Genomic DNA, 13334 nt, shown 5'->3' on the forward strand with positions numbered 1-13334 from the left:
AGCTTGCTGTAAGGGTTGTCAATGAATCAGTAATCCAAAGCCGTGAGGTTTGGAGAATCCCCTTTCTTTAGAAATGGGGAGTATGTCAACTCTCTAACCTCAGTCGTTTTGGCCTTATGTCTCAAGTTCCGGGCTAGTTCTTGGAGCTAACTCGGGCTAAAACCTCTTCCATTTCCGACAGTTCAACGGCTCCCGAGAAGGTTTCACCGTTCATTACGAAAAAGGGTGTTCCAGATATCGCCAAAGCTTGAGCAAGTTCGAGATCTTTTTGAATAGAGGCTTGGGCTTCTGAACTTTGGCGATCGCGATTAAACTGTTCTAAGTCGAGATTTAAAGTAGTAGCAATCTGGACGTACAAATCTTCACCCAATTTTTCTTGTTGGCTAAACAGAGCATCTTGATATTGCCAGCTGTAAGGGTTGTCAATGAATCAGTAATCCAAAGCCGTGAGGTTTGGAGAATCCCCTTTCTTTAGAAATGGGGAGTATGTCAACTCTCTAACCTCAGTCGTTTTGGCCTTATGTCTCAAGTTCCGGGCTAGTTCTTGGAGCTAACTCGGGCTAAAACCTCTTCCATTTCCGACAGTTCAACGGCTCCCGAGAAGGTTTCACCGTTCATTACGAAAAAGGGTGTTCCAGATATCGCCAAAGCTTGAGCAAGTTCGAGATCTTTTTGAATAGAGGCTTGGGCTTCTGAACTTTGGCGATCGCGATTAAACTGTTCTAAGTCGAGATTTAAAGTAGTAGCAATCTGGACGTACAAATCTTCACCCAATTTTTCTTGTTGGCTAAACAGAGCATCTTGATATTGCCAAAATTTCCCCTGTTGTTGAGCCGCCCAAGAGGCTTTTGCTGCCGGGAGAGCTTCCGAATGGATTTGACTGAGGGGCAGGTGCTTATAAACCAGCGTCACTTGTCCCTGATGCTTATCCATAAACTGTTTAATGGTTTGATGAGCGCGGGCGCAGAAGGGACATTGAAAGTCGGAAAACTCTAACAGGACAATCTGCTGACTGGATGCTCCGGTCGTTGGAGAACTGCCAATAATAGCAGACGGATTGGTTTTCATCTGTTCGAGGAAGGACTGCCGAGAACTTTGGAGATTTTCTTGCTGTTGCTGTTGGTAAGCCTGTACAGACTCCAAAATGGCTTTGGGGTTATTACGAATCACTTGAATAACCTGTTGTTCAAATTCTGGACTGACGTTGGCTGTTTTAGCGGACTCCCCTGGTTTTGAGCAACCTCCCAAAGTCAAGCCGACGGCTAAAATTGTTGTCAGTAGCCACAGCCTTAACTGACGGTATTGCTGCCAACCTGTCGAGATTTCCATAACGCTTTTTACCTTCATCTATGACAAACACAAATCTACGCAACACTTTTACCTTAAACCTTAAGTTGCAGGTTTGTGTGTCGCGTAGAATTCGTTCAAGTTTTTAAAGGTTTTGAGGAAATTGATTAAACTGCAACCTTCGATGGAAGATAACCCAATTCCTCTAATTTATTCATCACCTTAGCTATACTCTCCGATAACTCTTCGAGATCGGTTCGACATTCAACTTCTGGGTTGAGGGGCGGTTCGTAAGGATCATCAATACCTGTAAACTGTTTAATTTCTCCAGCTCTGGCTCGTTTGTACAAGCCTTTGACATCCCGTTCTTCGCAAGTTGCTAAGGGAGCGTTTACAAAAACTTCTACGAAGTCCCCAATCGTTTGGCGAACCTCTTCGCGAACTTGTCGATAAGGAGAAATCGCTGAGACTAAGACAATAACACCGTTGCGGGTGAGAAGATTGGCAACAAATCCGATCCGACGGATGTTAATGTCTCTGTCTTCTTTGCTAAAACCCAAACCTTTGGTTAGGTTTTCCCGCACCACATCGCCATCTAAAATCTCAAGCTGGCATTCTTGTGAGCGTAATTCCTCGGCTACTGCACGGGTAATTGTGGTTTTTCCGGCACCACTTAAACCTGTGAACCACACTGTTACACCTCGGCGCTGCATCAATTTTATTTCTCCTGCTAAGTGACAACTAAACAAAGAATTGATTATCGAATCATCTCAAATGAGACTTGACTTGGACTGACGACATTTCCCTGAAATCAATGACACCCCTATCAACTCATACCGTTGCGATCACGTTCTGAAGGCGTGGGATCAACTCCATGAGTTGTAAATTTCTTCTTCTCCCATACTACTCGCATCTAGCTACAGATGCAAAGTCTGTCTGTCGAAAGGGTGAAAACTGACTGGAAAGGTAGAGCAGTAACTTAGTTGACAATTTATGCTACAACACGGTACTATCTGTAAGATAAAAGAATACATCTATAGTTTTTGCGCTATAGATTCTATCCGTCAACTAAAACCTGTTCAAGCTGCGGTCATGTTCAAGAAATGCCGCTTAAAGAACGAGTTTTCAACTGTGAAGCTTGCCACATATCAATCGGCCGCGACTTGAACGCAAGCCTCAATGCGCGAACATTACGCCGAAGGCTATTCGGTTTGAGCCTGTGGAATAGGAAGTGCCGACACCCTATGAAACCCAGTATAGTCTGGAAGAAGCAGGAACGAAGCATTAATACGGGTAGAACCCGTGTTATATCAGTTTTCGATAGCAGTAGTGTTGCAGTCTTTCAGCATCTACGACCCCTATGATTTTTCAAAATCCAGAATATTTAAAAGAGTTAGCCGAACAAGCAGAGTTAATTGAAAAGCTATTAGATATCGGCGCATCCTTGTCGAGTACACAGAGCTTGAGTAGTCTACTCAACTTGATTTTAAGTAAAAGTCGGGAAATTACTTATAGTGATGCAGGAAGTGTGTATCTCGTAGACAATAGCGACAATACTCCGAAATTACTGTTTAAAGTCGCTCAAAACGTCTCGCTTCCGAATGTGTCCTTTCGTGAGTTTGCCATTCCCCTGACTGAGAGAAGTTTGGCGGGATACGTCGCCTTGACGGGTGAAACGTTAAACATCCCTGATGCTTATCAGTTACCGCCAGACAAGTCCTATCGCCTCGATAGTAGTTTTGATCGTGATATTAGCTATCGAACTCGTTCGGTGTTGGTTCTTCCCATGCAAAACCGCCAGGGGGAAACTATCGGGGTACTTCAGTTAATTAACCGCAAAATTAGACCGGATGTCACGCTGGTTCCTGAAAATACCCTAGAAATGACTCAATCCTATGGGGAATGGGAAGAACGGATTTTGCGAAGTCTAGCCTCTCAAGCGGCAATTTCCATCGAACGCAACCATCTACAAGAGAGTATTGAATATCTTTTTGAAGGATTTGTCAAGGCTTCAGTTCAAGTGATTGAACAGCGAGATCCCAGCACCTTTGGTCATTCTGAACGGGTGGCGCAACTAACGGTTCGTTTAGCGGAAGAAGTGAATACGGCGACAACAGGCTCACTCGCGGATATCACATTTAGCGATCGCCAAATTCAAGAAATTCGTTATGCTGCATTATTGCATGATTTTGGCAAAATTGGTGTTCCTGAAGCGATTTTAACGAAGTCTAAAAAGTTGTATCCTCATCAGTTAGAAGTCCTACGTCAACGCTTTACTTTAGCACGACGGACTTTAGAATGGGAATGCACTCAAGCAAAATGTGAACTCTTGCTGCAAAATGAAAAACAGACTCATTCCGAAAGTTCAGTTCATCAGAAAATTGAACAGTTAGAAGCAAATTTAAACCAGGAACTCCAGCAATTAACGGATTACTGGAATTTATTATTACAGGCGAATGAACCTCAAGTCACAGAAGAAGAACCGCTAAAAAGACTATCAGAATTAACTCAGATTGTTTATCGGGATATTGACGGGGAAATGAAACCTTTAGTGACTCCTGAAGAAATGTCTCAACTGTTAGTTAAACAGGGAAATCTCACGCAGAATGAACGGTTAGTAATCGAGTCTCATGTCACCCATACTTATAAGTTTCTTGAGAAAATTCCCTGGACAAAAGACCTACAAAATGTTCCTCAAATTGCCTATGGACACCACGAAAAACTAGATGGGACTGGCTATCCTTTGGGATTAAAACAAGAGAAAATTCCCATTCAAGCTCAAATGATGGCAATTGCGGATATTTATGATGCGTTAACAGCCGGAGATAAACCCTATAAACACGCATTACCAACCGTCACGGCGTTAAAAATTCTCCGAAAAGAAGCCGATCAAAATAAAGTGAACCCTGAGATTTTAGAACTGTTTGAGAAACGTCAAGTTTATCAAGTGATAGGACATAGTTTAGATGTGGTAATGAAACTGGCATAAGATAGCATCTCTATTCAAAATCAGGATAGTGCCAGCCTCTCGCTTGCTAAATCAATCTGGGTGGATATAAACTAGATAATGGGCATAGAATCAAGTTAAAATCTTGAAGTTCAGGGTGGAAATACTATGATGAAATAAAATTATACGCTTTAAAAAATAAGGAGAGCAGGATGAAGGCGGACAAGGGAATTAGATGGTATCAAAACCCTGTATCATTTTGCAAAGTCACTCGATTTTTGTTAGTATTCTGGTCATCTCCTGTATTTTTAGGCTTTAGTTCTAGTTCGGTTTTAGCTGAATATTCAGATAACAATTCAGATAATATTGCATCTCAATCTACTTTAGAACAACTCCAACGTTACAGTCAAGAAGGACGCAAAAACACCTCAGCGAGTCAAGTCACATCGGTTTCTCAACTGTCTGATGTTCAACCCACAGACTGGGCGTTTCAAGCCTTACAATCTTTAGTGGAACGGTTTGGCTGTATTGCAGGTTATCCAGATGGTACATTCAAAGGAAATCGTTCGTTAACGCGCTATGAATTTGCAGCCGGTTTAAATGCTTGTGTTGAACGAATTAACGAGTTGTTAAACGCCGCAGTCGAAGATAGTTTAACTGAAAATGAATTCATTGCTTTACAACGTTTACAAAATGAATTTGCAGCAGAATTAAGTTTACTTCGAGGTCAAGTTAGCCGCTTAGAAGAACGGACAGAAGTTTTAGTCGCTAATCAATTTTATACCACAACAAAACTCACGGGAGAAGGAATTTTTGCGATAACAGATGCTTGGGGAGATGATATCGCCTTTCAAGGAACCGAAGAAAACCGCAATCAAACCGTCTTTCAAAATCGAGTTCGTTTAAATTTTAATACCAGTTTTACAGGTGAAGATTTACTCCTAACTCGCCTTCAAATGGGAAACGCTCAACCGTTTGATTTGGGGTTTACTCGTCAAGGAACACAAACCTTTAATTTTCGCGGTGATACGGATAGTAAAGTTGAATTAGAACGATTATATTATCAGTTTCCGATTACCAATCAACTTCAGTTAATATTAGCCGCAAAAGGCGTCACTTGGGATGATTTTGTTCCGACGGTTAACCCCTATTTAGATGATAGAGATGGCGGAAATGGAAGTTTAAGTACCTTTGGTCAACGGAACCCAATTTATCGCATTGGAGGGGGTCGCGGAATGGGTTTACATTATCGATTTAATGAACAATTTTTAAATGGAATTTTTGGGTCAACTTCTGTGTCTGTGGGTTATCTGTCTGCGAGTGCGGGAGATGCGAGTCAAGGAAATGGTTTGTTTAATGGAGATTACGCAACGTTAGCCCAAATTACAGTAACGCCGAGAGATAATTTACAGTTGGCTTTTACTTATAATCATGCTTATTCAACACCGGGAAATTTTGGCTTTGATAATGGTTTAAGAAATGGTTTAGTAGTTGACAAAAATAGAGGTAATATTAATGGAAATGCAATTAATGGTGTAACTGGGAGTGGAATTGCCAACTCAATTTTAGGCTTAAGTGAGGGAATTAATCCCGGAAGAATTGCGTCAGGAGTGGTTAGTAATTCCTATGGGGTACAAGTTTCATGGCGAATAAATCGTAAAATCGTATTAAGTGGTTGGGGAGGATATACGGATGCGAGAGTGATTAATATTGGGGATGGTCAAATTTGGAATTTTGCGGTAACATTAGGATTACCGGATTTGTTTAAAGAGGGAAGTTTGGGCGGGATTGTTATTGGGAGAGAACCCTATTTGAATGATATTGATGCGCCGAGAGACTTAAAAATAGAGTTTCCTAATGATCAATCTTGGCATTTAGAAGCGTTTTATCGCTACCCGGTAAATGATAAAATTTCCATTACTCCGGGGATAATTTTTATTACAAATCCCAACCAAGATAGCCGCAATGATGATATCGTGATTGGGACGTTAAGAACAACGTTTTCTTTTTAACGAGCATCTAAGAATCTTCGGGTTTTAATACAGGTAACGTAAACCAAAAGGACGCGCCCGAATTTTCGTTAGCAATAACGCCTATTTTACCCCCATGAGCGTTAATAATTTGCTGACACAAATACAAACCTAAACCTAATCCTTTAATTTTACCCACATTTTTACCTCGTTTGTAGAGTTCAAAGAGTTCTTTTGAATCTTCTGAATTGATTCCAACGCCATCATCTGAAATGGTGTATTTTACCCAGTTTTCAGTTTTCTTTTTAGCCTTCTTGTCGGTGATGACTTCCGCAGAAAGCGTTAACGTTAATCCGGGGGGATTATATTTGATAGCATTAGAAAATAAGTTGTCAAAAACTCGCCAAAGTTGAGTAGAGTCGGCTTGAACTAAAGGTAAAACAGAGGGTATTTTTTCCTGAAAGTTCACCCGATTTTTGTCAAAAAAAGGCTGCCATTCGGCGATCAGTTGTTGGGTAAAAGGGATCAAGTCTAAGGGTTGACAATGCAGGGAAATTCCTTCTAAACTAATATCGCTGGTTTCAACTAAAGAGTTAATCAGATTGAGTTGGCGATCGCAACTATTCGCCATTTGTTCTACAATATTTCGAGGAACTGTTAGTTTTGGGGAGGATTCTAAGGTTAATAAGTTATTCAACACGATTAACATTCCGGTTACGGGATTTCGCAAATCGTGAGAAACCGCATGAATATAAACTCGTAATGCAGACTCAATTTTTTGGCGTTCTTTAATTTCTTTTTGAAGTTGTTTATTTTGTTCAAGCAGTTGTTTTTGCTGTTCCCGCAACGTAATCTGAGTTCTAACACGAACTAAAACTTCTTGAACTTGAAAGGGTTTTGTAATATAGTCAACGCCACCCACATCAAAAGCCATGACTTTATCCATCGTATCATTAAGCGCACTCAGAAAAATAATCGGAATATCGTGAGTTTTGGGTAAACCTTTGAGATATTGAGCAATTTGATAGCCGCTCATTTCGGGCATCATAATATCCAGTAGAATCAAATCAGGAGCGAGCGCTTCTATCGCTTTCAGTGCTTGTTTACCATTGGTGGCTTTGCGAACTTTATAGCCTTTTTCCTCTAACATAGAGGAGAGCAGTCGTAAATTTTCAGGAGTATCATCAACAATTAAAATATCAGCTTGCTGAATCGAAGACTGAATCATCTGTGTACCCCTTATTTTGATAGGATTTGGAAATCTGTTGGTGAGGGATGCTATCATTCAGAGGTTGCCCACGTTTCCCCCTTAAATCTTATTTGGGCGATCGCTAATCAATTCTCTCCATGTAGTTCGTATTAAAATGTAACATTTTTCAGGTCAATGGATATTGTAGCGAGATTGAAGCGAAGGGGAACGCATTTTTCTAAAATAATAAAGAAGTCCATCTATCTCCTAAAAATCAATGTCAGGGCTATCTGTATCCTCTTTCGCCCAGCCCCAATCTCTCGAACAGTCCCTCAAGCACTTTTTTGGTTATGACTCTTTCCGCCCGGGACAACGTGAAATCATCGAACAAGCCCTCCAGAAGCAAGATTTGCTGATTGTCATGCCCACAGGAGGCGGAAAATCTCTCTGTTTTCAGTTACCCGCACTCCTCAAACCCGGGGTAACAGTCGTGGTGTCGCCCCTGATTGCTTTGATGCAGGATCAAGTCATTGCCCTCGAGGATAATGGCATTGCCGCAACGTTTCTTAATAGTACCCTATTAGCCGAGGAAGTGCGATCGCGGGAAGCATCCATTCTCAAAGGTCGAATTAAACTGCTTTATGTTGCCCCTGAACGGGTTTTAGGCGAGCGATTTTTATCTTTTTTAGACCTAGTAAATACTCAAGTTGGGATCTCGGCTTTTGCCATTGATGAAGCCCATTGTGTTTCAGAATGGGGGCATGATTTTCGGCCGGAATATCGACAACTTCAACGGTTGCGACAGCGTTATCCTCAGATTCCGATGATGGCATTAACAGCTACAGCCACCCAAAGAGTTCGCCAGGATATTATTGAACAGCTTGCCTTAAAACAGCCTTCAATTCATTTAGCGAGTTTTCTGCGTCCTAATCTATCTTATGAAGTGGTTCCGAAATCGACCCAAAGTTTTAACCAACTGGTGAAGATTATTCAGCAAGCAGATAGTTCAGGAATTGTGTATTGTCTGACTCGAAAACGGGTTGAATATTTAGCTTTTAAATTGCGAGACAAAGGAATATCTTGTTTACCCTATCATGGCGGATTACCCGATCAAGAACGTCAAGAAAATCAAACTCGTTTTATTCGAGATGATGTACAAGTGATGATCGCCACAATAGCTTTTGGAATGGGAATTAATAAACCCGATGTTCGCTTTGTGGTTCATTATGATTTATCGCGAACTTTAGAAAGCTATTATCAAGAAGCTGGACGGGCTGGACGAGATAGTGATCCGGCTAAATGTATTCTGTTTTGGTCAGGAAGTGATATTAAAACAATCGAATATTTTATCGCTCAAAAACCTCAGCCCGACGAACAACGAATGAGTCGTCAGCAACTTCGACAAATGATTGATTATGCGGAGTCAACCGAATGTCGAAATCGAATTATTTTAGGTTATTTTGGGGAGCCATTTCCGGGAGATTGTGGTCAATGTGATAATTGCCGCGAAAGTAAGCCCCTAGAAGATTGGACGATTGAGGCGATGAAGTTTTTGTCCTGTATCGCCCGATGTAAAGAAAAATACGGAATCAGCTATATTATTGATATTCTACGAGGGTCGAAAAGTCAAAAAATTATTGAACGAGGACATGATAAACTCTCAACCTATGGGATCGGCAAAGATAAGACAGTTGATGAGTGGAAAGGCTTAGGGCGATCGCTAATTCATCAAGGGTTAGTTGACCGTACAATCGATGGTTATGGTATCTTGAAACTAAACTCCCTGAGTTGGGAAGTGATGCAGCGTCAGCGTCGAGTTGAAATTGCGATTCCTCAAAAGCGAAACTTAGACATTCAAACTCGTTCATTGGCGGCTGAAGTGGAAATGTTATTTGAACATTTGCGTCAACTTCGTAAAACAATTGCAGATGAACAATTTATTCCCCCTTATCTGGTTTTTCCGGATTCTACACTGAGATTAATGGCACAACAACGTCCGGTAACGCTTGAGGCTTTATTAGAGATTTCGGGCGTAGGAAATCATAAGTTGAGTCGCTACGGAGAACGATTTGTTAATACGATTCGCAACTATTGTGAAGAACAAGGTCTTTCTGTGGAAGCAGCACCTCCTCCATAAAAATGTATGATTCAAAATTACGGTTCATCAACAGATAGCCAAATGTATACTCTACAATTGCATCAGCAAGGGTTGAGTATTGAAGAGATCTCCCATCATCGGAATTTGTCGGCGAGTGCTGTGGTTGAGCATTTGCTCAAGTTAATTAGTATGAACCAAGCGGTTGATATTAATCGTTTGGTTTCATTGGAACGCCAACAAATAATTATTCGTGCGATTGAAACTCTAGGAGATACAGGGCTTCAGATTATTTATGACTATTTAGCCGAGCAATATAGTTATGATGAAATTCGCTTAGTTAGAGCGGCTTGGCGACAGTATCGCATGGAGTTTTAGATCCCTGAATTTGACGGAAATCTTGCTAAAAATGTCACCCGCTCTTTTTGGGACTTGATTTGGCCTGCATTCCCCCATAGAATGATCACAATAGGCTACCATTTGGCAAATAAAGATGAGCCATCGTCCAATTATTTTAGGTATTGTTGGGGATAGCGCGGCCGGAAAAACAACGCTAACGCGGGGAATTGCTCAAGTTGTCGGGCCAGAAAATGTGACGGTGATCTGTACAGATGACTACCATCGCTATGATCGCCAACAACGCAAGGCTTTAGGAGTGACTGCACTGCATCCCGATGCGAACTATCTTGATATTATGCAGCAGCATTTGACTCTACTGCGAACCGGACAACCGATTCTCAAACCGATTTACAGTCATCATACCGGAACATTTGAAGCGCCTGAGTATGTTAAGCCCAGTCGTTTTGTGATTGTCGAAGGGTTACTCGGTTATTCGACTCGTGGCGCCCGTGACTGCTACGATGTTCGGGTGTATCTCGCCCCACCGGAGTCTCTGCGGACTCAGTGGAAAATTAAGCGAGATACTATGAAGCGTAGCTACACCGAAGAAGAAGTGATCGCCGCCCTCCAACAACGGGAACCCGACTCAGAAGCGTTTATTCGTCCTCAACGCAAGTGGGCGGATGTGGTGGTTACATTTTATCCGGCGGAAAATGGCAATACCAACAGTTCAAATTTGAATGTGCGTTTGGTTTTGCGCCCCACTATTCCTCATCCCAATTTTACAGAAATTCTTGATCAAAGCGCTCGCTATCCGCTCTCCGCAGTGCGTTTAGGATTGGATCGAGATATGGGTAAACCTGTGGATGTTTTGGAAGTTGATAGTCATGCAACGCTTGAACAGGTGAATGCGTTAGAGATGCTATTTTGTGATGAATTTCCACACTTAAAAGATTTTTGTAGTGTGGGAAATCAAGAACTGGGTAAACTCACCGGAACAACGGGAGAAATTCTACAAAGTTATCCGTTAGCCATTACCCAATTATTGATTGCGTATCACATGATTAAGGCAACTAAAATCGTTCAGTAAACCCAGAGTAGAGAAACTGCAAAACCTGCATCTGAGGTGAGATTACTAAAGGATCTTGAGGCGCTGGAATCATCTCACCTCGGAAGTCTAGCAGAGAGACTAACAGCAGATAAGCCAGGGCTAAAATCACAGAAATTGCACCTGTGAGATAGGCAACCAGTTTTGAGCGTTCCATATGGAATCAGAAAATATACTAACTTTTTTTGAATCAATCTGTGTAAATTATAGCATTGCGATCGCATTTTTAATAGACTCCTATCAACCTCTCTAATTCTGCTTTCTCGCTACGGTTTTGAAGGTACAATGGTTAATCAGTTAACTGTTGAAGGAAGTATTCACAAGGATTGAGATGAAGATGAGTGAGAAACAGGAAGATTTTCTTTTCACTAAGGATATGTTTGAAGTTTTACCTAATGTTATGGTGCAGATAGACAATCGAGAGGATTATGAAGGTGAGGTTTTACTAGACTTATTACAAATAAAATTTTTTGGAAATATTGCTTCAAATCTAAAAAATATTATGGAGATAATAGTCAATTATCTTAACAAAAATTTTGAAAAATTTCCAAATTTTAGAGTCCTTGATTGGAATTCAGGGATCACGATTAAATCCCATAAAAATGATGAAATTATTTCTGTTAATATTGGGGCTTATGGTAGCGAATACGATGATTTTTTATGCGTCTTTTTTGTTGTATTCACACCTAAAAAACTGCAAATAAAATCAAAAATTACCTATTTTGAAAACGTCGGTATAATAAGATCTTTAAAGGATGAAATAGATCTTTTAGATTCCCGCTCTCCCGAAAGAATAATCAAAGAAAAATTTATCGAAAAACTAAACTCTATTGGAATTTATGATGATATTGATCCCGAGGTTTATCATTCTGAAATTGAAATGAGTATTGAAGAAGCCTGTCGTATGTCAGTCGATGACTTTATATATTACTTGGATAAAACTTTTCAAAAAATGTTGCCTCTGATGTTAATATATATGACCGACGATCCTATTCCTGGTATATGTAAATATCTCAATTTACAGCCTTTATACAGTCTCGTTGAATGTGCTGATAGTACAGGTTTTGAAGAAGAAGATCTCGAAAGATGGGTAAAAATAATTAAACGAAAAAAACAGGTAATATTTCAAGGGCCACCCGGAACAGGAAAAACATTCATCGCCAAAGAAATCGCTAAACATTTAATAGGAGGTGACGATGGTTTTTCTGAATTGGTTCAGTTTCATCCCGCCTATACCTACGAAGACTTTATGCAAGGAATTCGTCCTCAGACACAAGACGGACAGCTAACCTATTCAATGGTTCCGGGTCGATTTCTTGAGTTTTGTAAAAAAGCAGAATCCTGTAAAGGAACTTGTGTTCTAATTATTGATGAAATTAATCGGGCGAATTTATCTCAAGTGTTTGGAGAGTTGATGTATTTGTTGGAATATCGAGATGAAAAAATATGTTTGGCGGGGAGTAATGAACTGTTTGGAATTCCCTCAAATGTTTATATTATTGGAACCATGAACACTGCTGATCGGTCTATTGCTTTGGTTGACCATGCACTTCGTCGCCGCTTCTCTTTTATTACGCTTTCTCCCAATTATGACATACTGCGTCATTATCATAGCAGTTCTAGTTCTAGTGAATCTTTCATCAAAAAATTAATCGGTATTCTAACAGATTTGAATCAAACAATTGATGACCCCCATCACGAACTGGGGATTTCCTTTTTCTTAGTTGATGACTTGGAAAATAACATTGAGGATATTTGGACGATGGAAATTGAACCCTATTTAGAAGAATATTTCTATGATCAGCAAAAAAAAATAAAGAATTTTCGCTGGTCTGAGATTGATAAAAAACTTTTTAACTAACAAAATTGTATGAAATACTTCAACGTTTGCTACTCATGTTTTTGGGTTTTTGATCCCCCCTAGCCCCCCTTAAAAAGGGGGGAATAAGAAATCAAAAGCTTAACAGTCTTGCTTGAAAAGGGGTAAATAAGCTTAAAATTCCCCGTTTTGATCCCCCCTAGCCCCCCTTAAAAAGGGGGGAATAAGAAATCAAAAGCTTAACAGTCTTGCTTGAAAAGGGGTAAATAAGCTTAAAATTCCCCGTTTTGATCCCCCCTAGCCCCCCTTGAAAAGGGGGGGATTTAGGGGGATAAAGTCCCCCTTTTTAAGGGAAATTTAGGAGGATAAAGTCCCCCTTTTTAAGGGAAATTTAGGGGGATAAAGTCCCCCTTTTTAAGGGGGATTTAGGGGGATCTCTTTTTAAGGGAAATTTAGGGGGATAAAGTCCCCCTTTTTAAGGGAAATTTAGGAGGATAAAGTCCCCCTTTTTAAGGGGGATTTAGGGGGATCTCTTTTTAAGGGGGATTTAGGGGGATCTCTTTTTAAGGGGGATTTAGGG

At 40.6% G+C, this 13334-nt stretch carries 9 protein-coding genes and 2 pseudogenes; 6 read left to right on the plus strand and 5 right to left on the minus strand.

Annotation, left to right across the window (positions count from 1 at the left end; all coding sequences use genetic code 11):
• Positions 1–133 precede the first annotated feature (133 nt).
• The 3 genes and pseudogenes from WN50_RS17830 to cysC form a co-directional block, all read right to left on the minus strand.
• Positions 134–409, minus strand: a pseudogene (locus tag WN50_RS17830) (DsbA family protein); the annotation flags it as partial.
• Between the two features lie 128 nt (positions 410–537).
• The gene (locus tag WN50_RS17835; protein WP_046282231.1) at positions 538–1329 is read right to left on the minus strand and encodes a DsbA family protein; all 792 of its coding nucleotides are present in this window, start codon (positions 1327–1329) and stop codon (positions 538–540) included.
• Between the two features lie 125 nt (positions 1330–1454).
• The gene (gene cysC, locus WN50_RS17840; protein ID WP_046282232.1) at positions 1455–2000 is read right to left on the minus strand and encodes an adenylyl-sulfate kinase; all 546 of its coding nucleotides are present in this window, start codon (positions 1998–2000) and stop codon (positions 1455–1457) included.
• Between the two features lie 390 nt (positions 2001–2390).
• Between cysC and WN50_RS32385 the strand changes: the two genes are divergently transcribed.
• From WN50_RS32385 to WN50_RS17850, 3 genes are all read left to right on the plus strand, one after another.
• Positions 2391–2651 carry a hypothetical protein gene (locus tag WN50_RS32385; protein WP_425354823.1) on the plus strand — a complete coding sequence of 87 codons (261 nt, stop codon included), beginning with the start codon at positions 2391–2393 and terminating at the stop codon, positions 2649–2651.
• Positions 2648–4276: an HD-GYP domain-containing protein gene (locus tag WN50_RS17845; protein WP_046282233.1), complete on the plus strand. Its 1629-nt coding sequence runs from the start codon at positions 2648–2650 to the stop codon at positions 4274–4276. The genes WN50_RS32385 and WN50_RS17845 overlap by 4 nt, the downstream gene beginning before the upstream one ends.
• Before the next feature lie 170 nt (positions 4277–4446).
• Entirely contained in the window at positions 4447–6246 is a 1800-nt protein-coding gene (locus WN50_RS17850) for an iron uptake porin (RefSeq protein ID WP_082172484.1), read from the plus strand.
• A 7-nt stretch (positions 6247–6253) separates the two neighbouring features.
• Here WN50_RS17850 and WN50_RS17855 read toward each other — a convergent pair whose 3' ends face one another.
• Positions 6254–7432, minus strand: coding sequence for a hybrid sensor histidine kinase/response regulator (locus WN50_RS17855; RefSeq protein ID WP_046282234.1), 1179 nt, complete (start codon positions 7430–7432; stop codon positions 6254–6256).
• A gap of 238 nt (positions 7433–7670) precedes the next feature.
• On the opposite strand from WN50_RS17855, the pseudogene recQ reads away from it, so the two are divergent.
• Together recQ and WN50_RS17865 are read left to right on the plus strand one after the other, a co-directional pair.
• Positions 7671–9866 (plus strand): annotated as a pseudogene (recQ, locus tag WN50_RS17860) (DNA helicase RecQ).
• Between the two features lie 115 nt (positions 9867–9981).
• Positions 9982–10917: a phosphoribulokinase gene (locus WN50_RS17865; protein WP_046282235.1), complete on the plus strand. Its 936-nt coding sequence runs from the start codon at positions 9982–9984 to the stop codon at positions 10915–10917.
• Here the strand turns inward: WN50_RS17865 and WN50_RS17870 are convergent.
• The gene (locus WN50_RS17870) at positions 10901–11092 is read right to left on the minus strand and encodes a hypothetical protein (protein ID WP_046282236.1); all 192 of its coding nucleotides are present in this window, start codon (positions 11090–11092) and stop codon (positions 10901–10903) included. The genes WN50_RS17865 and WN50_RS17870 overlap by 17 nt on opposite strands.
• 180 nt (positions 11093–11272) lie before the next feature.
• Between WN50_RS17870 and WN50_RS31040 the strand changes: the two genes are divergently transcribed.
• On the plus strand, positions 11273–12796 hold the full coding sequence (locus WN50_RS31040) for an McrB family protein (RefSeq protein ID WP_053221547.1): 1524 nt from the start codon (positions 11273–11275) through the stop codon (positions 12794–12796).
• Positions 12797–13334: the final 538 nt, after the last annotated feature.

The sequence above is a fragment of the Limnoraphis robusta CS-951 genome, assembly GCF_000972705.2.

Bases quoted from the DNA above. Each gene is read 5' to 3' on its own strand.
- WN50_RS17835 (WP_046282231.1), bottom strand. From the start codon at position 1,329: ATGGAAATCTCGACAGGTTGGCAGCAATACCGTCAGTTAAGGCTGTGG.
- cysC (WP_046282232.1), bottom strand. From the start codon at position 2,000: ATGCAGCGCCGAGGTGTAACAGTGTGGTTCACAGGTTTAAGTGGTGCC.
- WN50_RS32385 (WP_425354823.1), top strand. From the start codon at position 2,391: ATGCCGCTTAAAGAACGAGTTTTCAACTGTGAAGCTTGCCACATATCA.
- WN50_RS17845 (WP_046282233.1), top strand. From the start codon at position 2,648: ATGATTTTTCAAAATCCAGAATATTTAAAAGAGTTAGCCGAACAAGCA.
- WN50_RS17850 (WP_082172484.1), top strand. From the start codon at position 4,447: ATGAAGGCGGACAAGGGAATTAGATGGTATCAAAACCCTGTATCATTT.
- WN50_RS17855 (WP_046282234.1), bottom strand. From the start codon at position 7,432: ATGATTCAGTCTTCGATTCAGCAAGCTGATATTTTAATTGTTGATGAT.
- WN50_RS17865 (WP_046282235.1), top strand. From the start codon at position 9,982: ATGAGCCATCGTCCAATTATTTTAGGTATTGTTGGGGATAGCGCGGCC.
- WN50_RS17870 (WP_046282236.1), bottom strand. From the start codon at position 11,092: ATGGAACGCTCAAAACTGGTTGCCTATCTCACAGGTGCAATTTCTGTG.
- WN50_RS31040 (WP_053221547.1), top strand. From the start codon at position 11,273: ATGAGTGAGAAACAGGAAGATTTTCTTTTCACTAAGGATATGTTTGAA.